The organism is Xanthobacter autotrophicus (genome assembly GCF_030015065.1).
Taxonomy (GTDB): Bacteria; Pseudomonadota; Alphaproteobacteria; order Rhizobiales; family Xanthobacteraceae; genus Xanthobacter; species Xanthobacter autotrophicus_D.
The window spans coordinates 94,051-113,292 of record NZ_JAIVFN010000003.1; the positions used below are offsets into that span (position 1 = coordinate 94,051).

Annotated in this window: 19 protein-coding genes; 14 read left to right on the forward strand and 5 right to left on the reverse strand. The window is 68.1% G+C overall.

What is annotated here, in order from left to right; genetic code table 11:
• Positions 1-50: 50 nt before the first annotated feature.
• On the reverse strand, positions 51-422 hold the full coding sequence (locus K9U40_RS01800; RefSeq protein ID WP_282888546.1) for a thioredoxin family protein: 372 nt from the start codon (positions 420-422) through the stop codon (positions 51-53).
• A 108-nt stretch (positions 423-530) separates the two neighbouring features.
• Between K9U40_RS01800 and K9U40_RS01805 the strand changes: the two genes are divergently transcribed.
• Complete coding sequence (locus tag K9U40_RS01805; protein WP_282888547.1) at positions 531-1,256, forward strand: cytochrome c biogenesis CcdA family protein; 726 nt, start codon at positions 531-533, stop codon at positions 1,254-1,256.
• A gap of 21 nt (positions 1,257-1,277) precedes the next feature.
• Entirely contained in the window at positions 1,278-1,850 is a 573-nt protein-coding gene (locus K9U40_RS01810; protein ID WP_282888548.1) for a SoxW family protein, read from the forward strand.
• A 51-nt stretch (positions 1,851-1,901) separates the two neighbouring features.
• On the opposite strand, the gene soxX is transcribed toward K9U40_RS01810, so the two are convergent.
• The gene (gene soxX / locus K9U40_RS01815) at positions 1,902-2,516 is read right to left on the reverse strand and encodes a sulfur oxidation c-type cytochrome SoxX (RefSeq protein ID WP_282888549.1); all 615 of its coding nucleotides are present in this window, start codon (positions 2,514-2,516) and stop codon (positions 1,902-1,904) included.
• Positions 2,517-2,529: 13 nt separating this feature from the next.
• A complete protein-coding gene (gene soxA, locus K9U40_RS01820) occupies positions 2,530-3,360 on the reverse strand; it encodes a sulfur oxidation c-type cytochrome SoxA (RefSeq protein ID WP_282888550.1) in 831 nt (276 codons plus the stop codon).
• A 251-nt stretch (positions 3,361-3,611) separates the two neighbouring features.
• On the opposite strand from soxA, the gene soxY reads away from it, so the two are divergent.
• The 8 genes from soxY (at position 3,612) to K9U40_RS01860 (ending at position 11,170) form a co-directional block, all read left to right on the forward strand.
• Positions 3,612-4,085 carry a thiosulfate oxidation carrier protein SoxY gene (gene soxY, locus K9U40_RS01825; RefSeq protein WP_282888551.1) on the forward strand — a complete coding sequence of 158 codons (474 nt, stop codon included), beginning with the start codon at positions 3,612-3,614 and terminating at the stop codon, positions 4,083-4,085.
• Positions 4,086-4,155: 70 nt separating this feature from the next.
• Positions 4,156-4,485 (forward strand): thiosulfate oxidation carrier complex protein SoxZ, encoded by a 330-nt coding sequence (gene soxZ, locus K9U40_RS01830; RefSeq protein ID WP_282888552.1) that lies wholly within the window; start codon positions 4,156-4,158, stop codon positions 4,483-4,485.
• A gap of 162 nt (positions 4,486-4,647) precedes the next feature.
• A complete protein-coding gene (gene soxB, locus K9U40_RS01835; RefSeq protein ID WP_282888553.1) occupies positions 4,648-6,339 on the forward strand; it encodes a thiosulfohydrolase SoxB in 1,692 nt (563 codons plus the stop codon).
• 336 nt (positions 6,340-6,675) lie between these two features.
• The gene (soxC, locus tag K9U40_RS01840) at positions 6,676-7,998 is read left to right on the forward strand and encodes a sulfite dehydrogenase (RefSeq protein ID WP_282888554.1); all 1,323 of its coding nucleotides are present in this window, start codon (positions 6,676-6,678) and stop codon (positions 7,996-7,998) included.
• A complete protein-coding gene (locus K9U40_RS01845; RefSeq protein WP_282888555.1) occupies positions 7,982-8,770 on the forward strand; it encodes a c-type cytochrome in 789 nt (262 codons plus the stop codon). The genes soxC and K9U40_RS01845 overlap by 17 nt, the downstream gene beginning before the upstream one ends.
• A gap of 44 nt (positions 8,771-8,814) precedes the next feature.
• The gene (locus K9U40_RS01850) at positions 8,815-9,153 is read left to right on the forward strand and encodes a c-type cytochrome (protein ID WP_282888556.1); all 339 of its coding nucleotides are present in this window, start codon (positions 8,815-8,817) and stop codon (positions 9,151-9,153) included.
• Between the two features lie 218 nt (positions 9,154-9,371).
• Entirely contained in the window at positions 9,372-9,878 is a 507-nt protein-coding gene (locus K9U40_RS01855; RefSeq protein ID WP_282888557.1) for a DsrE family protein, read from the forward strand.
• 23 nt (positions 9,879-9,901) lie between these two features.
• Entirely contained in the window at positions 9,902-11,170 is a 1,269-nt protein-coding gene (locus K9U40_RS01860) for an NAD(P)/FAD-dependent oxidoreductase (protein ID WP_282888558.1), read from the forward strand.
• A gap of 14 nt (positions 11,171-11,184) precedes the next feature.
• Here the strand turns inward: K9U40_RS01860 and K9U40_RS01865 are convergent, their stop codons facing one another.
• Complete coding sequence (locus K9U40_RS01865; RefSeq protein WP_282888559.1) at positions 11,185-12,765, reverse strand: DHA2 family efflux MFS transporter permease subunit; 1,581 nt, start codon at positions 12,763-12,765, stop codon at positions 11,185-11,187.
• A gap of 32 nt (positions 12,766-12,797) precedes the next feature.
• Positions 12,798-14,027 (reverse strand): HlyD family secretion protein, encoded by a 1,230-nt coding sequence (locus K9U40_RS01870; protein ID WP_282888560.1) that lies wholly within the window; start codon positions 14,025-14,027, stop codon positions 12,798-12,800.
• Positions 14,028-14,174: 147 nt separating this feature from the next.
• On the opposite strand from K9U40_RS01870, the gene K9U40_RS01875 reads away from it, so the two are divergent.
• The 4 genes from K9U40_RS01875 to K9U40_RS01890 all read left to right on the forward strand — a co-directional run bounded on the left by K9U40_RS01875 (position 14,175) and on the right by K9U40_RS01890 (position 19,146).
• Positions 14,175-14,837: a TetR/AcrR family transcriptional regulator gene (locus K9U40_RS01875; RefSeq protein ID WP_282888561.1), complete on the forward strand. Its 663-nt coding sequence runs from the start codon at positions 14,175-14,177 to the stop codon at positions 14,835-14,837.
• 387 nt (positions 14,838-15,224) lie between these two features.
• Positions 15,225-17,084: a type I secretion system permease/ATPase gene (locus tag K9U40_RS01880; protein WP_282888562.1), complete on the forward strand. Its 1,860-nt coding sequence runs from the start codon at positions 15,225-15,227 to the stop codon at positions 17,082-17,084.
• A complete protein-coding gene (locus K9U40_RS01885; RefSeq protein WP_282888563.1) occupies positions 17,071-18,459 on the forward strand; it encodes an HlyD family type I secretion periplasmic adaptor subunit in 1,389 nt (462 codons plus the stop codon). The genes K9U40_RS01880 and K9U40_RS01885 overlap by 14 nt, the downstream gene beginning before the upstream one ends.
• Positions 18,460-18,510: 51 nt before the next feature.
• The gene (locus K9U40_RS01890) at positions 18,511-19,146 is read left to right on the forward strand and encodes a glutathione S-transferase family protein (protein WP_282888564.1); all 636 of its coding nucleotides are present in this window, start codon (positions 18,511-18,513) and stop codon (positions 19,144-19,146) included.
• Positions 19,147-19,242 lie beyond the last annotated feature (96 nt).

The window sequence follows — 19,242 nt, forward strand, 5'->3', positions numbered from 1 at the left end:
TTCGATCCGGTCGAATCCCGCTCGAAGCGCAAGCAGGAGCACCCCCGGCCTCACTGCCGGCTGGGCGCGCCCGGTTCCGTCAGCGCACCGAGCAGACCCCAGAAAGCTTCATCCGAAGCATAACCTGTAATGCGCCCGATCTCGCGTCCTTCATCCACGAGCACGAAGGTGGGCGTGAAGCGCACCGGCTGCGCAAGCGCGACATCCGCCGGCACCCCGTCGGACAGGTCCACGCGGCGGAGCGGCGCACGGCGGCCTTCCTCGGTCTTCTGGTAGATGGGCGCCACATCCCGATCGAACTTGAGGCAGTAGGCGCATCCCCGGCGCTCGAACATCACGAGCTCGCTCGCCCGCGCAGGCCCGGTCGCACCGAGCACAACGGCGAGAAAGCCCAGGACGAGGACCGGCAGGGCATGAGGCATTTTCCACGCTCCAGAAGCGCGATTTCACTTATCATATTATCGCATTCGCATATATAATGGGCAAGTCCGGAAACCGCGTCGGTTGAACGCACGCGGAAAGGGAGGGCCATGTCGCTGGATATCGGGTTGCCCGGCGCCTTCCTGGCCGGGGTGCTGTCGTTCGCCTCGCCCTGCGTGCTGCCGCTGGTGCCGGCCTATCTCGGCTTTCTCACCGGGACGGTGGCAGCCGGCGAAGGACAGCCCCAGCCGCGCTGGCGGGTGATCGTGGCGGCGGGGCTGTTCGTGCTCGGCTTCTCCACCGTCTTCATCCTCCTCGGCGCCACCGCCTCCACCCTCGGGCAGATGCTGATCCGCCATGTGGAGGTGCTGACCCTGGTCTCCGGCGCCCTGCTGGTGCTGTTCGGCCTGCACATGACCGGGCTGGTCCGCATTCCCCTGCTCTACCGCCAGGCGAAGATCGACGCCGCCGCCACGCCGGCGGGCATTGTCGGCCCCTATCTCATCGGCCTCGCCTTCGGCTTCGGCTGGTCGCCCTGCGTCGGGCCGGTGCTCGCCGCCATCCTCATAGTGGCAGGTGCAGAGGCCTCGGTGGGCAAGGGCGTGGCGCTGCTCGCCGTCTACTCCGCCGGCATCGGCATCCCCTTCCTGCTCGCGGCGGCCTTCACCGGCCCCTTCCTCGCCTGGGCCGCCTCGGCGCGGCGACGGCTCGGGCTCATCGAGAAGGTGGCCGGCGCGTTCCTCATCCTCACCGGCCTCGCCTTCATGACCGGCTTCATGCCCGAGGTCGCCCAATGGCTCCTGGATCGGGTGCCGGCCCTCGGCACCATCGGCTGACGCAAATCTGGAGGACCCTTGATGTCCGATGCATCCCGGATCACCCGCCGCGGCCTCCTGCGCGGAGCTGCCGGCCTTGCCGGCGCCCTCGCGACGACAGCCGCGGTGAACGCCGCCGCGCGGCTCGGGGATGACGGCCTCTATACGCAGGACTGGTACGTGGATAGCTTCCTCGACCTCTCCGAGGACCTTGCCGCCGCCACCTCGAAGGGGCGCCATTTCGCCCTGCAATGGAGCCAGCGCGGCTGCATCTATTGCAGGGAACTGCACACCGTCTATTTCGCCGACCCCGCCCTCGCGGACCCGATCCGCGCGGCGTTCGACATCGTCCATCTCGACCTGTTCGGCGCGCGGGACGTGACGGCCTTCGACGGCGCCCGCCTCAGCGAGAAGGCGTTGGGACAGCGCGAGCGCATCCGCGCCACGCCCACCTTCCAGTTCTTCGCCCTGGACGGCGGAGTGGCGAGGGAGGTGGCCCGCATGCCCGGCCTGCTGCCGCAGAAGGAGTTCGCCGCCATGTTCCGCTATGTGGCCGAGGGCGCGTACAAAGACGGCACATTCGATGCCTTCCTCGCCCGCCAGGACCGCACCTGAAAAAAGGCCCCGCATGACGCGGGGCCCCCGGCGGGAACCGGCAATGCCACGCTATTTCACCGGCTTGTTCACCGGTGAATCGGGATCGAACAGATAGGCCACCACGTCCTTCATCTGCTGCTCGCTGAGCACGCCGTTGTGCCCGAAGCGCGGCATGGGCGAACAGGCGAAGGCGGCCTGTGGATTATACACCTTGGCGTAGGCGACCTTCGCATCGGCCGGCGCGAACTTGCGATCCGCGCCGTAATTGGCGAGGCTCGGGCCGAGGGTGCCATAGCTCACCTCGCGCGGGTCCATCTGGTGGCAGGCATAGCAATTGCCACCGCTCACCGTGCCCGGCGGATCGGAGAACTGGCCGCCGCGCCCGTTCTGCGCGACCTTCTCGCCCTCCTTCCAGTTGCCGATGACGCTGCCCTCCGGCAGCTTCACGGTCTTCGCCTCCCGCGCCATGATGGCGTCCGCCTCCTTGGCCGAGGGCTGGTTCCGCGTCACCGAGCACAGCTGCATGGTCTCGTCGGGGACGAGCCGTTGCGCCCAGCCTTCGGGCAGCTTGGTGAAGCTTTCCGTCACCACCCGGTCCACCACGGCGGGCGAGGCCGGCGGGATCTGCTGGGCATGGGCCATGCCGGGCAGAACGAGCGCGGCGGCGATGAGAATCCTCTTCATGATGCCTCTCCCCTCAGCGCTTGATGGACGGAACGTTGAGCTCGCCGCCCGCCGCCTGCGCGTTCAGGAAGACGGTGAGCGCCGTGACCACCTCCGAGGCGTAGTCCGGCGCCGGCATGCGCATCTGGCGGTAGCAGTCCCACAGGCGGTGCTGCATGGTCCTGAGCGCGCTCTGGGACACGCGGTAGGTGGGCCAGGAGCCCATGGTCAGCTGCGCATCCTTGCCGGGCTTGTCGAGCTGCGGCAGGCCTTGCAGGCGGATGCGCTTGCCGGCGTCCGCATGGCAGGTGGAGCAGGAGAAGTCGTTGATGGCGGAACGGCGGAAGAACAGCGCCTCGCCGATGGCGTAAGCCTCCTTTTCCTTGGGATGATCGAGCGGCACGGCGATCTTCATGCCGTTGGACTTGTTGGCGATGAAGGCGACGAGGTCCTCCATGTCCGAGCCGCGGCCCGGCCCGGAAAACGGCTTGGCCATGATGGGCTTGATGTCGAGGCCCTGGATCTTGTCCATGCACCACAGAAGGCGCTGTTCCAGGTCCATGACCTTGCCGGCGTCGGCGAAATAACGCGGCAGGGCGGCATAAGCGCCCTCCAGCTTGCCGGCGCCCTGGCCCAGGTCGCAGCTTTCCAGCGAAACGTTTTTCGCTCCCCTTTTTTCCGCCCACAGGGCCTCGCCCCGGTCCACCGCGAGGTAGCCGGGATTGGCCATGGGATCATTGATCATGGCGCGGTAGCGCTCGATTTCCTTCTCGCTCGCATCCTCCTGCGCGCCGGCCTTGAGGGTCGGGGCGAGAAGGAGCGCGAGGGCGCACAGGCATGTGAGAAACGGGACTTTGGGTCGCATATATCCTCCCGGTCTTGGCGGGCCGGAGCGCCGGGCCTTCTGATGAAGCCCTTGAAGCGACACGGCATCCGATCCCCGCCCCGCCGACGACAGGCGGAAGCGATGATCGGGTAGAGGATACTTTACATTCAAAAAAAACGATATCACAATATGTGAAATTGATCGGCGATGGCGCGGCGCGCCTCCCTCAGATCATCAAGCAAAAATAATGACTTGAGGCCTGCCATTCCGGGCCGCCCAGGAGGAAACGGATGACCCTTCACGTGGATGCTCCCCTTTTTGCCACCCGCCGCCGGGCGCTTCAGCTGGCGGGGGTCGCCGCCCTTGCCGCGGTGCTGGCGCCGCGCATGAGCCTCGCCACCGAGGCCCAGGTGGCGGAGGAGATGAAAAAACTCTTTGGCAGCAAGGCGATGGACGAAGGCAAGGTCAAGCTCGACGTGCCCGAGATCGCCGAGAACGGCCTCGTCGTGCCCATCAACATCGACGTGGACAGCCCCATGACGGACGCCGATTTCGTCAAGTCCGTCCATGTCTTCGCCGATGGTAATCCGCTTCCCCAGGTGGTCACCTATCACTTCACCCCGGAGAGCGGGAAGGCGTCGGCATCGACCCGGATGCGGCTGGCGCAGACGCAAAATGTGATCGCGGTGGCGGAAATGTCCTCCGGCGCGCTCTTTTCCACCAGGGCGCAGGTGAAGGTCACCATCGGCGGCTGCGGCGGCTGAGTAGAACGCAAGACGAATCATAATAATCGCGGGCGATCATCGCCCCGCCTGAAATATCGGGAGGAAACCCATGGCCATCAAGTCCGCGCCCCGCGTGCGCGTCCCCGCCCAGGCGAAAGCCGGCGAGATCATCGAGATCAAGACCCTGATTTCCCACGAGATGGAAAGCGGCCAGCGCAAGGACGCCGCCGGCAAGACCGTGCCGCGCGACATCATCAATACCTTCGAGGCGTCGTTCAACGGCAAGCCCTTCTTCAAGGCCGAATGGTTTCCCTCGATCTCGGCCAATCCCTTCCAGTCCTTCTTCTACAAGGCCAGGGAGAGCGGCGAGTTCACCTTCTCCTGGAAGGACGACGCCGGTGCCGAACAGAAGTCCACCGCCAAGCTCACCGTCGCCTGACGCCCGAGCCGGCGCGCCGACCAGATCGCACCGCGACCTGACCGGATCCGGACCTGAAGCAAATCGTTCGCCACTTATCTGGCCTTCTGGAGTGTTATGCTGCCGGATCACGCGGTGATCCGGCAAGCGCCATCTCCATGACTTTTGGAAAGCGCGATCACCATGATCTCAAGGCGCGATTTTCTGTCTGCCGGGACGGCGCTCGCCGGCCTCCTCGCCGCTTCAGGAACGGGGCTGGCGCAGGCGATCGGCGGTCAGCTGACCCAGAACGACCTCTTGAAGTTCGGCAGGATCGGCACCTTCACCATTCTGCACATCACCGATATCCACGCCCAGCTCAATCCGCTCTACTTCCGTGAACCGTCGATCAATCTGGGCGTGGGCGACGCGCGGGGCGTGCCGCCGCACCTCACCGATATCGCCTTCCTCAACTACTTCAACATCAAGCCCGGCACGCGCGACGCCTATGCGCTGACCTCGGAGGACTTCACCGCGCTCGCCCGCAGCTATGGCCGCATGGGCGGGGCGGACCGCATCGCCACCCTCATCAAGGCCATCCGCGCCGAGCGGGGGGCGGACAAGGTGCTGCTGCTCGACGGCGGCGACGGGCTTCAGGGCTCGTGGTCGTCGCTCCAGACCAAGGGCGAGGACATGGTGCGCGTGTTCGCCGCCCTCGGGCTCGACGCCATGGTGGGGCACTGGGAGTTCACCTACGGCGCCGAGCGGGTCATGGCCATCAAGGAGAAGGCCCCCTTCGCCTTCCTCGCCCAGAACATCCGCTCGGTGGAATGGCAGGAGCCGGTGTTCGACGCGGTGAAAACCTTCGAGAAGGGCGGCGCGAAGATCGCCGTCATCGGCCAGGCCTTCCCGCGCACCCCCATCTCCAATCCGCGCTGGATGATCCCGGACTGGGAGTTCGGCATCCGCGAGGAGGAGATGCAGAAACAGGTGGATGCCGCCCGTGCCGGCGGGGCAGACGTGGTGGTTCTGCTCTCCCACAACGGCTTCGACGTGGACCGCAAGATGGCCTCCCGGGTGAAGGGCATCGACGTGATCCTCACCGCCCACACCCACGATGCCCTGCCCGCCGCCACCGAGGTGGGCAGAACCCTGCTGATCGCCACCGGCTCCCATGGCAAGTTCCTGTCCCGCCTCGACCTCGACGTTCAGGACAAGAAGGTCACCGGCTACAGGTTCCAGCTGATCCCGGTGTTCTCGGACGTGATCGCGCCCGACCCGGAGATGGCGAAGCTGGTGGCGGACATCCGCGCCCCCTATGCCAAGGACCTTGCCCGCGAGGTGGGCCGGGCGGAAAGCCTGCTCTACCGGCGCGGCAACTTCAACGGCACCTTCGACGACATGATCTGCGACGCGCTGTTGAAGGAGCGTGATGCGGAAATCGCCCTCTCTCCCGGCTTTCGCTGGGGCGGCACGCTGCTGCCGGGCGATCCCATCACCTTCGAAACCATCTCCAACGCCACCGCCATCACCTATCCGGCCTGCTACCGCAACACCATGACCGGCAAGCAGCTGAAGGACATATTGGAGGATGTGGCCGATAACATCTTCCATCCCGACCCCTATTTCCAGGGCGGCGGCGACATGGTGCGGGTGGGCGGCGTCGGCTACGCCATCGACGTGTCGAAGGGCGTCGGCCAGCGCATCTCCGACCTCACCTTCCTGAAGACCGGCAAGCCGCTGGAGGCGGACAAGACCTATACGGTCGCCGGCTGGGCCTCCGTCGCCCAGAACGTGGAAGGCCCGCCCATCTGGGAAGTGGTGGAGCGCTACGTGGCCGGCGCGAAGACCGTGAAGATCACGCCCAATGCCTCGGTGAAGGTGACGGGAGCGTGAGGGGTGGGATGAGATGGCACTGTTCGTGGTCCATTTCCAACCGTCATGGCCGGGCTCATCCCGGCCATCCACGCCCCGCAGCTGGGAACACCTTTCGGAGGTTGAACATGCGGCTTGGCGTGGATGCCCGGCACAAGGCCGGGCATGACGGAGTTGAGGGACAAATGGTCGTGAAGAACGAACGAGGGTGAGAATCGGACGGCGGTGAAGAAGGGACAACGGGTGCAATCGTTCCCTCCGCCCTCATCTCACCGGCACGCCAAACCCCATCCTCCGGCACCGCGTTTCGTCATAAATATTCAAACTTACGAATAAAAGAATATCAGGGAGGACGCCATGTCCGATAACACTCTCCCCCACACCGGCCGCCCCGCCGGGACCGGCACCGCCCCGCCGCTCTCGCGGCGCCGCTTCCTGTCCGTGGCGGGACTGGGGGCCGGAGCGGCCGCGGCCGGCGCCGGTGTCCTGGGCGCCGGCCCCGCAGCCGCAGCCGGCCCGGACCCCAACATCGTGCCGGTGCCGGACTGGACGAAGACCCTGGGCCCAGGCGTCAACGTCAACCCCTACGGCAAGCCCTCGAAATTCGAGAAGGACGTGGTGCGGCGCGAGGTGACCTGGCTCACCGCCAGCTCGGAAAGCTCGGTGAGCTTCACCCCGCTCTACGCCCTCGACGGGGTCATCACCCCCAACGGCCTGTGCTTCGTGCGCCATCACGGCGGCGAGGCGGAGATCGACCCGGACAAGTACCGTTTCATGATCCATGGCATGGTGGAAAAGGAACTGGTCTTCACCCTGGAAGACATCAAGCGCATGCCGGGCCGGGTGAACCGCGCCTACTTCCTGGAATGCGCGGCCAATTCGGGCATGGAGTGGCGCGGCGCGCAGCTCAACGGCTGCCAGTTCACCCATGGCATGATCCACAACGTGTTCTATACCGGCGTGCCGCTGCGCGCGTTCCTCGACATAGCCGGGGTGAAGCCCAAGGGCAAATGGGTGCTGGCCGAGGGCGCCGACGCCGCGGCGATGACGCGCTCCATCCCCATCGAGAAGGCGCTGGACGACTGCCTCGTCGCCTTCGCCATGAACGGGGAGGCGCTGCGGCCCGAGCAGGGCTATCCGGTGCGCCTCGTGGTGCCCGGCTGGGAAGGCAACATGTGGATCAAGTGGCTGCGCCGCATCAAGGTGGGCGACCAGCCGTGGCAGCAGCGCGAGGAAACCTCGAAATACACCGACCTCCTCGCCGATGGCCGCTCCCGCCGCTTCACCTTCATCATGGACGCGAAATCCGTGGTGACGAGCCCGAGCCCGCAGGCCCCCCTGCGCCAGAAGGGGCCGAACGTGCTCACCGGCATCGCCTGGTCCGGGCGCGGCACCATCAGGCGGGTGGACGTGTCGCTGGACGGCGGGCGCAACTGGACCACCGCGCGCATCGAGGGGCCGGCCTATCCCATGGCCATGACGCGCTTCTACCTGGACTTCGACTGGGCCGGGCAAGAGCTGATGGTGCAGTCCCGCGCCATGGACGACACCGGCTATGTACAGCCTACCAAGACCGAGCTGCGCGCCGTGCGCGGCACCAATTCCATCTATCACAACAATGGCATCCAGACATGGCTGGTGCGCTCCAACGGGGAGACGGAAAATGTGGAAGTCGGCTGAGGCGCTGCTGGTCGCGTCCGCGCTCCTTCTCGCCGTCCCCGCCGGCGCCGCGCCCGAGGTGAAGGGCGCGCCCGCCAGGGCCGGGGCGCAAGAAAAGCCGGAGGTGGAGAAGGCGAGCATGGAGAAGGGCAAGCCGCAGCAGGCGGCCAATGTCCCCGCCGGCGCCCCGCCGGCGCCGGCCGCGAAGGCCATCGCGCTGGGCCGTCCGGCCCTGCCGGAGGAGATCGCCGCCTGGAACATCGACGTGCGGCCGGACGGCGAGGGCCTGCCGGAGGGCAAGGGATCGGTGAAGGAGGGCGAAACGCTGTTCCTGCACAGCTGCGCCGTCTGCCACGGCGAGTTCGGCGAGGGCGCCGGCCGCTGGCCGGTGCTGGCGGGCGGACAGGGCACGCTGAAATCGGACCGGCCGGAGAAGACCATCGGCTCGTTCTGGCCCTATGCCTCCACGGTGTTCGACTATGTCCACCGCGCCATGCCCTTCGGCAACAGCCAGTCGCTGACGCCGGACCAGACCTATGCCATCGTGGCCTATCTCCTGAACCTCAACGATCTGGTGCCGGAAGACTACGTCCTGTCGAAGGAGAATTTCCCCAAGGTGGCGCTGCCCAACCAGGCCAACTTCTACGAGGACGACCGCGAGACCACGGAAAAGGCGTTCTGGAAGAAGGAGCCGTGCATGACGGACTGCTCGGGCGAGGTGCACGTCACCGCCCGCGCCCAGATCCTCAACGTGACCCCGGAGGGCGACGCGCCCAAGGGCAATCTGGAGTGAGAGGGGCCCCCCATGAGCGACCCGCTCCCGAGGAGTGCAGGCATATGATGTTCCGGCCGGCGCAGCGGATGACGGTGCGGGCCCGCCTCATGGCGGCCGGCGCGCTCGTCGCCGCCACGCCGGCCCTCGCCGCCGGCGACCGGGAATTCGGCGCCTATCTCGCCGGGCCGTGCGTCACCTGCCACCAGCCGTCGGGCCAGGGTGCGGGCGGCATCCCGGTCATTGCCGGCTGGCCGCCGGAGCAGTTCATCGCCGTGATGGACTCCTACCGGCGCAAGCAGCGCGAGCACGCGGTGATGCGCGCGCTGGCGGCGGCCCTTTCCGACGAGGAGATCGCCGCCCTCGCCGCCTATTTCGCGGAGCTGGAACCCGCGCCGCGATAACGCGGCGCGGCAAAGGAAACGAGACGCGCAACGGCGTCCGGAGAACGCAGGACGGGCACGCGGGTCGGCTAGAGCGCGATCCGAGCAAATTGGATCAATTTGCTCGGGGAATCGCCCTCTAAATGCAAGAAAGAGAACGCGTTCTCCGATCAGCTTGCGATGCAAGCAGATCGGCGCGTGCTCTAGCCCGCTCCGCGCGCCCCCAACGGGAGGACCACATGCCGAATTTCGATCGCCGGGCCTTCCTCGGCACCATGGCGCTGGCCGGCACGGTGCCGGTGGCGGCCCGCGCTGCCCAGAGCCTCGAGCTCAAGGACATCGCCAAGGAGGCGGACAATGCCTGCCTCTATCACTGCGACTTCGGCGATCCGCCGCGCTTCGTGCAGATGCTCACCAACATCTCCAACCATTATTCGGCCTACGGTGCGGACCCGTTCGCGCTGCAGCTTGCCATCGTGGCGCACGGGCCGGGGGTGAAGTTCTTCCTCGAGACCCTCGACGGCACCACATGGCGCGACGAGGTGATGGTGCCCGCCATCTTCGAGAAGGTGGAGGCGGTCGCGAAAAACGGGCTCAGGATCTATCTGTGCTCCATCACCTTCGAGCGGCTGAAGCTCGACAGGGCCAGAGTGCGCCAGGCCCCCTACATCGCCTTCGTGCCCTCCGGGGTCGCCACCGTGGGCGCGCTTCAGAACAAGGGTTTTGCCTACATCAAGATCGGATGAACCGACACACGAAGGAGGAAACCATGACCGTTTCCCGCAGGCATTTTCTCGCCGCCGCAGGCCTTGCGGTCCTGCCGCTCGGCGCACCCGCCGTCCTCGGGCAGGGCAAGCCCCGCCTCGTGGTGGTGGGCGGCGGCGCGGGCGGCGCCACCGCCGCGCGCTACGTGGCGAAGGATTCCGCCGGCGCCATCGAGGTAACCCTCGTGGAGCCGAACCGCACCTATGTCACCTGCTTCCATTCCAACCTCTTCCTGGGCGGCTTCCGCAGCTTCGACAGCCTCCTGCACGGCTATGAGGGGCTGGCGAAGGACGGCGTGCGCCTCGTCCACGAGGCGGCGTCCGCCATCGACCGCGACCGGCGCGAGGTGGTGCTCGCGAGCGGTGGCCGCCTGCCCTACGACCGGCTCATCCTCTCCCCCGGCATCGACCTGAACTACGGCTCGGTCCCCGGCTGGAGCAAGGAGGCCGAGGACATCATGCCCCACGCCTGGAAGGCGGGGCCGCAGACGAAGCTCTTGAAGGCGAAGCTCGATCAGGTGCCGGATGGCGGCCTGATCGTCATGATCGCCCCGCCCAACCCCTATCGCTGCCCGCCCGGCCCCTATGAGCGCGTCTCCATGATGGCGCATGTGCTCAAGACCACGGGACGGGGGCGGGCGAAGATCATCGTCATCGATCCCAAGCAGAAATTCTCCAAGCAGGGCCTGTTCCAGGAGGGGTGGGAGAAACACTATTCCGGCATGGTCGAGTGGATGGCACCGGACATCTCGGACGGCCTGAAATCCGTGGACCCGAAGACCTCCACCGTGGTCACCGGCTTCGAGACCTATCGCGACGCCGCCCTCGTCAACGTCATCCCGGCCCAGATGGCCGGGGCCATCGCCCGGCAGGCGGAGCTTGCGGACGCATCCGGCTGGTGCCCCATTGATCCCGACAGCATGGCCTCGCGCATGGAGGCGGCCATCTTCGTCATCGGCGATGCCGCCATTCCCGGCGACATGCCCAAATCCGCCTTCGCGGCCAACAGCCAGGCCAAGGTCGCGGCCATGAAGGCCCGTGCCGATCTGATCGGCGCGCGCGCCTTCCCGGCCCGCTACGCCAACACCTGCTGGAGCCTCATCGCCCCCGACGACGCGGTGAAGGTGGGCGGCCGCTACGCCCCCGCCGACGGGAAGATCCGCGAGGTGGAGGGCTTCATCTCCAAGACCGGCGAGCCGCCCGAGCTGCGCCGGGCGACCCAGGGCGAGAACATGGGCTGGTACGCCGCCATCACCGCCGACATCTTCGGGTGACGGGGGAGCCGCCCTCAATGCCCACCGCCCCCGGTCCCGCCTGGCTTGGGGCGGCGCATGAGGGGGGCGGCGGCGACGAGGGCAAGGAACAGGAAGGTGAGCAGGTAGAAGACGTCGGCGAAGGACATCACCAGCGCCTCGCGCCGCACCAGCAGCGCCATCTGCTTCAGCGCCGCGTCGGAGGCCTGCGAGCCGAGCCCGGCGAAGGCCGCGGCGAGGCCGTCGAGCCGCTCCAGCGCCACCGCGCTGCCCCATTCCACGCTCTCGTGCAGGCGCGCGAGGTGCAGGTCCCAGCGGGTGTTGAGCACAGTGTTGATGAGGGCGAGGCCCACCGCCCCGCCCAGGTTCCGGGTGAGGTTGAACAGGCCCGACGCGTTCTTCAACTGCGCCGGCGGCAGCGTCCCCAGCGACAGATTGTTGATGGGGATCATGGCCATCATCAGCGAGGTGCCGCGCAGCATCTGCGGGATCAGCAGCTCCCAGAAATCCCAGTCCTTGGTGATGAAGGTGATCCACCATGTGCCCAGCGCGAAGCCGGCGAAGGCGGCGCCGATCATGATCCTCGGATCGAGCCGCGTCATCAGCCGGCCGGCGATGGGGGCGGTGATGAACATGAAGATGCCGGTGACGAACATGGTCTCGCCGATCTGGAGCGCCGAATAGCCCCGCACCCGGCCGAGATAGACCGGGTAGAGATAGGTGAGCCCGTAGAGCCCGATGCCCAGCACGAAGCTGAAGGCCGAGCCGATGGCGAAATTGCGGTTCACGAAGGCGCGGATATCCACCACCGGCTCCCTCGCCTTGAGGACGCGGGCGAAGAACGCCACCGCCGAGACCGCGCAGACGATAGCGAAGGCGAGGATGTACTCGTCCTCGAACCAGTCGTTGGTGGGGCCCTCCTCCAGCACGAATTCGAGGCTGCCGAGGAAGCCCGCCATGAACAGGAGACCCCACCAGTCGAAGCGGTCGAGGAGGGCGAAGTCCGGCTCGTCGAAGTCGATCAGCGTCACCGACGCGAGCACCACCAAGATGCCCGGCACCACGTTGACGAGGAACAGCCAGTGCCAGGAGAAGAGGTCGGTGAGATAGCCGCCCACGGTGGGCCCGATGGTGGGCGCCAGCGTCGCCACGAGGCCGATCATGGGTGCCACGATGGGCTGCTTCTCCTTCGGGAACACCGAATAGGCCGCGGCGAACACGGTGGGGATCATGCCGCCGCCGAGGAAGCCCTGGAGCGCGCGATAGGCGATCATCTGCTCGATGGAGGTGGCCGTCGCGCACATGAAGCTCATGAGCGTGAACCCCGCCGCCGAGGCCGCGAACAGCCAGCGGGTGGACAGCGCCCGCGACAGGAAGCCCGAGAGCGGGATCATCACCACCTCGGCAATGAGGTAGCTGGTCTGCACCCAGGAGATCTCGTCCGAGGAGGCGGCGAGCCCGGCCTGGATCTCCGCGAGGGATGCCGAGACGATCTGGATGTCCAGGATCGCCATGAACATGCCGAACACCATGCACAGGAAGGCGACCATGCGCCGTCCTTCGACGCCGGGCGCCGCAGGAGCGCCGGAGGAGGCGTGGGTGATGGCGGTGGACATGGCTCGGCTCCTCGTGCCCGGACGGCCGACGCTCAGGAGGCGTCGGCGCGGGTATCGACGACGGCGGTCACCGACATGCCCGGCCGCAGGCCGTGGCCCTCGAGCGCCCCGGCGTCAAAGCCGATGCGCACCGGGATGCGCTGCACGATCTTGGTGAAATTGCCGGTGGCGTTCTCCGGCGGCAAAAGGCTGAACACCGAGCCCGAGGCCGGGGACACGCTCATGACCGTGCCGGAGAAGTCGCGGTCGGGATAGGCATCCACGAACACGCGCACCTTCTGGCCCTGGTGCAGGCGGCCGAGCTGGGTCTCCTTGAAGTTGGCGTCCACATAGACGCCGGCGAGCGGCACGATGGCGGCAAGGCGCGTGCCGGGCTGCACCAATTGGCCCACCTGGACCGCGCGGTTGCCCACCACGCCGTCGATGGGCGCGCGCACCACGGTGAAGCCGAGGTCGCGCTGCGCCTGGTCGCGGGCAGTGCGATACTCGTCGAGCACGCGGGCGGCCTCGATGCGCTGCGCCTTCAGCACCGCCACCGCGGCCTCGGAGGAGGCCACGGAGGCCCGGCCGGCAGCGACGCTCGCCTGGGCCTTGTCGCGGTCGGCTCGGGCATTGTCGAGCACCGACTGGCTGGCGAAATTGGAGCTGGCAAGCTTGCTCTGCCGGTCGAACTCCAGCTGCGTGCGCTGGAGGTCCGTCTGATTGGCGGCAAGCTGCGCCCGGACCTGCGCCACGGTGGCCTCGGCCGCCTTCTCCTGCTCGTCGAAGCGCGAGAGGGCCGCCTCCTGCGTGGCGATCTTGTCCTGCGCGGCACGCAGGGCGAGGGCGTAGTCGCCGTCGTCAATGCGCGCGATCACGTCGCCGGCCTTCACCCACTGGTTGGCGACGACCTCCACGCTCTTCACGTAGCCGCCCACCTTGGCGGCGAGGAGAGAGGTGTCGGCGCCCACATAGGCATCGTCGGTGGACACCTCGAAGCGGCCCACCTGCCACCAGTGGACGCCGTAGGTGCCGCCGCCCGCGAGCAGCGCGGCGACGAGCGCGCCGAAAACGAAGGGCTTCACCGAGCGCTTCTTCGGAGCGACCCCGCCGTCCGCCGCCGGCGGTGCGGCTTCGGCGCGGGGCGCCTCCCTGGGCGCTCCTCCCGGCCGCTTCAGCACGGTCACGCCGACGGTCGGCGCGGGAGATTCGGCCAGCGGGGATTCGGGCAGTGGGGAGGCCGCATCCGCCGCAGCCGTCTCGATCCTGTTCGCCTGTGTCACGGTCGTTCTCCGCATGGCGCGAATTTTTTTGACTGAACGGTTCAGTCCAGCATCTGGAGGGAGTATATTAAACTAAACTGTTCAGTCAAACATTTTGACAGCGCGTCCCGCCGCTCCTATGCAGGACGTGTGTCAGGAAGGGTGAAGATGAGGCATCCCAGAAAGGTCGCGGCGCCTGAGGCGAGCGTTGCGCCCGAACCCGCCGAGCCCGAGGTCAGGAAGCGCCGCGACATCATCGACGGCGCCCGCCGCGTGTTCTTCGACCGGGGCTTCGACGGCGCCAGCATGGACGAGATCGCCCGCGCCAGCGCGGTCTCCAAGGCCACCATCTATGTCTATTTCGCCAGCAAGGAAGAGCTGTTCCAGGCGCTGGTGGAAACCGACCGCCGCAAGTCCGCCGAGCGCCTGTTCGAGTTCGATCCGGACGACGCCGACGTGGAAAGCCTGCTGAAGCGCATCGGCATGTCGTTCATGACCATGATGGTGGAGCCCGATCACATCCGGCTCGTGCGTATGGTCATCGGCGCCGCCGAGAAGTTCCCGGCGGTGGGCCGCACCTTCTTCGATGCCGGCCCCTGCCACGGCGGCCGGCGCCTCGCCGACCTCATCGCCCGCCAGGCCGAGCTCGGCCACCTCAAGGTGGATGACTGCGAGATGGCCGCCTTCCAGTTCTTCAACCTGTGCCAGGGCAATCTGGTGAAGGGACTGATGTTCGGCACCGGCCAGCAGCCGACCCCCGACGAGATCGAGCGCACGGTCGCCGGGGCGGTGCGGGTGTTCCTCGCGGCCTATGGCGTTTTGCGAAACTAGACCAGCCTTCCCCACCCCACCAGGTGTCCCGGCAGGGAGATTCGCGCGGAAGTGACCCTCGCAGCGTAAGCCTGTGCGGACAAACCATGATTCGCGGTCATTCTGCCTTGAATTGCGCCAGCGCAACGTCCGTTTGGGGCTTGATCTGCGACGGTGACAATGCATCGTCCTACCGTCGAAACGGAGGGGCCAGGGTCATGACCTCACTTCGCGAGCCTCGGGGCGGCGCGGGCCGGCCGGCGGCCTGTTCCGTGCCGCGTGGTGGCGCCGGGTCCGTGACGGACCTGCGTCCATGCCTCTCCGCCAGAACCATCTGAATTCATCGCGGGCGCGCCGCTCTCGCGGCGCCGCCGGGCGCCGCTGCCACGCCCGCGCCGGGGATCCTTCATGAGCCTTTTGCCCGGAAGCCGGGGGTCGTCGACCGCGCACAAGCCGACCGCGCTGGATCACGCCCTGCGGGCCATACGTCCCGCCTTCATCTCCGTCATCGTCTTCAGCTTCTTCATCAACCTGCTGGGCCTCAACGCCTCCATCTACATGATGCAGGTGTACGACCGCGTGCTGTCGAGCCGCAGCATCGAGACCCTGCTGCTCCTTACCCTGATCACCGCCTTCCTCTACGTGGTGTGGTCGGTGCTGGAGGCGCTGCGCACCCGCGTGCTGGAGCGGGCCGGCTTCGCCTTCGACGCCAAGGTCCACGTGCCGGTGTTCGACGCCATCCAGCGCACCGCCGTGCGCGACCGCAGCTCCGGCCAGACCCAGAGCCTGCGCGACCTCGACACGGTGCGTGACTTCTTCGCCGGCCCCGGCCTTGCCGCCATGTGCGACCTGCCCTGGATGCCCATCTACGCCATCTGCGCCGCGCTGCTGCACCCCTATTACGGCCTCCTGGCGCTGGGCAGCGCGATTTTTTCCGGCATCCTCGCGGTGCTGAACAACCGCGCCACCCAGCCCAGCCTCGCCGCCTCCAATCGCGCCAGCATCAATGCCAGCACCCTCGCCGCCGCCACCCTGCGCAACGCCGAGGTGCTCCAGGCCATGGGCATGGCGCCCGAGCTGCGCCGGCGCTGGGGCGCCCTGCGCGAGCAGGCGCTGGGCTGGCAGGGCCAGGCCGGCGACCGGGGCACCATCCTGGTGGCGCTCACCAAGTTCAACCGCGCGCTGGTCCAGAGCGTGGTGATCGGGCTCGGCGCCTGGCTCGCCATCAACAAGGAGATCTCCCCCGGCATGATCATCGCCGGCTCGATCCTGGTGGGGCGCTGCATCCAGCCCATCGAGCTTGCCGTGAGCAACTGGAAGTCGGTGGTGAACATGCGCTCGGCCCATGCCCGCATCCAGCAGCTCCTGGCCGCCGCGCCGGATCCCGGACGCCGGCTGCGCCTGCCGGACCCGCGCGGCGAGCTCGCCGTGGAGAACCTGTTCGTGCGCGCGCCCGGCCGCGACGTGCCGGTGGTGCGCGGCGTCTCCTTCCGCCTGCCCGCGGGCACCGGGCTCGGCATCGTCGGCCCCACTGCGGCCGGCAAGTCGAGCCTCGCGCGGGCCATCGTGGGGGTATGGCCTGCGGTGTCCGGCTGCGTGCGCCTCGACGGCTCGGAGCTCGGCCACTGGGACGAGACGCAGCTCGGCCGCTCCATCGGCTACCTGCCGCAGGACGTGGAGCTGTTCTCCGGCACCATCGCCGAGAACATCGCCCGCTTCGGCGAGGTCCGCGACGGCGAGGTGGTGGCCGCTGCGCGCCTTGCCGGCGTGCACGACCTGATCCAGCACCTGCCCCAGGGCTACAACACCCAGATCGGCGAAGGCGGCGTCGCCCTGTCGGGCGGGCAGCGCCAGCGCATCGGGCTGGCGCGGGCGGTGTTCGGCCTGCCGGCCCTGATCGTCCTCGACGAGCCCAATGCCAGCCTCGACCCGCCCGGCGAGCTTGCCCTCGCCGAAGCGCTCAAGCAGCTCAAGGCCGCCGGGCGCACGGTGGTGATCGTGACCCACCGCCCATCGGCCCTCAACCAGTGCGACATGGTGCTGGCCCTGTCGGACGGCCTGCCCCAGGCCTTCGGCCCGCGCGAGGAGATCGTGAAGCGCATGATGGGCGTCGCGCCCGCGCAGTCGCCCGGCCGCCCCCGTCCCCCGCTGACGACCGTTCAGGGCGGCGCCGGCGCGCCGCCGGACGGCGGCCCGGCCGCAGGCGCAGCCCCGAGCCCGGCACAAGGACACCCCCCGGCGATGGAGGACGGCCATGCGGCTCCCTAAGAGCCTGTTCAATCCCGGCCCCGCCCCGGCGACGCCCGACGATGCGGCGGCGCCCGCCGCCACGCCCGGAGGGCCGCCGCCGCCCTCGGCCGATTACGGCGCCATGGCCCGCGTGGGCTATACGGTCATCGCCTTCACCTTCCTCGGCCTCAGCGGCTGGGCGGCGCTGGCGCGGGTGGACAGCGCCGTCATCGCCCCCGGCGTGGTGGCGGTGGAAAGCAAGCGCCAGGTGGTGCAGCACCTGGAAGGCGGCATCGTTGCCGAGATCCTGGTCCGGGAAGGCGAGGAGGTGGCGAAGGACCAGGTGCTGTTCCGCCTCGACCCGACCCAGCCCAAGGCCAGCGACGACGCCGCCCTCGCCCAGCTGCGCGCGGCCCTGGCGCTGGAGGCGCGGCTGGTGGCGGAGCGGGACGAGAAAGACCAGATCACCTTCCCCGAGGAGCTTCTCGCCAACGCCCGGCTGGCCGTGGTCCGCGACGCCATGGCCGACCAGCTCACCCAGTTCCGCGACCGCCGCGCCGCCTTCAGGAGCCAGACCGGCATTCTGGAAAGCCGCGCCGAGCAGTCCGGCCACGAGATCGAGGGCCTCACCCAGGAACGGCTTTCCGCCGAGCAGCAGCTGGTGTTCATCGACGACGAGCTCGATGCCGTGCGCCAGCTGGAGCAGAAGCGCCTCGTGAACAAGTCCCGCGTCTCCGGGCTGGAGCGGGAGAAGGCCCGGCTCGAAGGGCTGGTGGGACGCAACGTGGCGGACACCGCCAAGGTGCGCGGCGCCATCGGCGAGCTCAACATGCAGATTTCCCAGCTGCGCCAGCAGCGGGCCGAGGACATCGGCAAGCAATTGCTGGACGTGCGCCAGAAGCTCGCCGAAATGTCGGAGAAGGTGCGCGTGACGCGCAACGTGCTGGGGCGCATCGACATCCGCGCCCCGCGCGGCGGCATGGTGCAGAACATCAATGCCCGCGTCTACACCGTGGGCGCCGTGGCGCGGGCGGGCGACACGCTGCTGGAGATCGTGCCCCTCGACGAGCCGCTGGTGGTGGATGCCCAGGTGCCGGTGCAGGACATCGACCGGCTGAAGCGGAACGACACGGTGGAGGTTCGCTTCCCCTCCTTCCATGATCGCAGCACCCCCACGGTGATGGGCCGGCTGAAATCCGTCTCCCGCGACCGGCTGGTGGACGAGACCACCCACCAGCCCTACTTCCTGGCCCGGGTGGCGGTGGCCGACACCGACATTCCCGCCGCCCTCAAGCAGCGCCTGGTGCCCGGCATGAACGCGGAAGTCGCCTTCTATGTGGGCGAGCGCTCGGTCCTGAGCTATCTGGTGCGGCCCGTCACCGACGCCCTTTCCCGCGCCTTCACGGAGCGGTGAGAAGGCTGGGAGACGGACACGCCCGAGCCGTTCGGGGAAAGGGAGACGGGGATGCTGAGGATCTGGGGCCGGCTGAACTCGGTGAACGTGGAAAAGGTGGTGTGGTGCGCGCGGGAGCTGTCGGTGCCGTTCGAGCGCATCGACGCGGGCGGCGCCTTCGGCCTCGTGGACACGCCCGCCTTCCGTGCCCTCAACCCCTACGGCCGGGTTCCGGTGATCGAGGACGACGGCTTCGTCCTGTGGGAATCCAACGCCATCGTGCGCTATCTCTGCGCCCGCCACGGCCTGGGCACGCTGATGCCGGAAGATGCCCGCCTGCGCGCCGATGCCGAGCACTGGATGGACTTCCAGCTGAGCGCGGTGGCGCCCGTGCTCTCCCCGGTGTTCCGTGGCCTCGTGCGCACCGCGCCGGAGGCCCGCGACATGACCGTCATCACCCGCGCCTTCGGCGACCTGAAAGAGGCGCTGGCGGTGGCCGACGGAGCGCTGGCGACGCGCGCCTACCTCGTGGACGAGCGCTTCACCATGGCCGACATTCCGCTCGCCAGCGCCTGCCACCGCTGGTTCAACCTGCCGCTGGAAGGCACCGGGCTGGAACGCCCGGATTTCCCGCACCTGTTCGCCTGGTACGAGCGGCTGAAGGCCCGCCCCATCGCGGCCGAACTGATGGTGCTGCCGCTCACCTGAGCGGGTGCGTTTCGAGGGGGGCGCATTGACCTGAAACGCGGCCGGCCCCCTGCCCGCGTGCGGGGGAGGGTTCATCCGCTGCAGCCTGCCCCCACC

Coding starts and splice junctions, on each gene's coding strand:
- K9U40_RS01800 (WP_282888546.1), bottom strand. CDS start 422: ATGCCTCATGCCCTGCCGGTCCTCGTCCTGGGCTTTCTCGCCGTTGTG.
- K9U40_RS01805 (WP_282888547.1), top strand. CDS start 531: ATGTCGCTGGATATCGGGTTGCCCGGCGCCTTCCTGGCCGGGGTGCTG.
- K9U40_RS01810 (WP_282888548.1), top strand. CDS start 1,278: ATGTCCGATGCATCCCGGATCACCCGCCGCGGCCTCCTGCGCGGAGCT.
- soxX (WP_282888549.1), bottom strand. CDS start 2,516: ATGAAGAGGATTCTCATCGCCGCCGCGCTCGTTCTGCCCGGCATGGCC.
- soxA (WP_282888550.1), bottom strand. CDS start 3,360: ATGCGACCCAAAGTCCCGTTTCTCACATGCCTGTGCGCCCTCGCGCTC.
- soxY (WP_282888551.1), top strand. CDS start 3,612: ATGACCCTTCACGTGGATGCTCCCCTTTTTGCCACCCGCCGCCGGGCG.
- soxZ (WP_282888552.1), top strand. CDS start 4,156: ATGGCCATCAAGTCCGCGCCCCGCGTGCGCGTCCCCGCCCAGGCGAAA.
- soxB (WP_282888553.1), top strand. CDS start 4,648: ATGATCTCAAGGCGCGATTTTCTGTCTGCCGGGACGGCGCTCGCCGGC.
- soxC (WP_282888554.1), top strand. CDS start 6,676: ATGTCCGATAACACTCTCCCCCACACCGGCCGCCCCGCCGGGACCGGC.
- K9U40_RS01845 (WP_282888555.1), top strand. CDS start 7,982: ATGTGGAAGTCGGCTGAGGCGCTGCTGGTCGCGTCCGCGCTCCTTCTC.
- K9U40_RS01850 (WP_282888556.1), top strand. CDS start 8,815: ATGATGTTCCGGCCGGCGCAGCGGATGACGGTGCGGGCCCGCCTCATG.
- K9U40_RS01855 (WP_282888557.1), top strand. CDS start 9,372: ATGCCGAATTTCGATCGCCGGGCCTTCCTCGGCACCATGGCGCTGGCC.
- K9U40_RS01860 (WP_282888558.1), top strand. CDS start 9,902: ATGACCGTTTCCCGCAGGCATTTTCTCGCCGCCGCAGGCCTTGCGGTC.
- K9U40_RS01865 (WP_282888559.1), bottom strand. CDS start 12,765: ATGTCCACCGCCATCACCCACGCCTCCTCCGGCGCTCCTGCGGCGCCC.
- K9U40_RS01875 (WP_282888561.1), top strand. CDS start 14,175: ATGAGGCATCCCAGAAAGGTCGCGGCGCCTGAGGCGAGCGTTGCGCCC.
- K9U40_RS01880 (WP_282888562.1), top strand. CDS start 15,225: ATGAGCCTTTTGCCCGGAAGCCGGGGGTCGTCGACCGCGCACAAGCCG.
- K9U40_RS01885 (WP_282888563.1), top strand. CDS start 17,071: ATGCGGCTCCCTAAGAGCCTGTTCAATCCCGGCCCCGCCCCGGCGACG.
- K9U40_RS01890 (WP_282888564.1), top strand. CDS start 18,511: ATGCTGAGGATCTGGGGCCGGCTGAACTCGGTGAACGTGGAAAAGGTG.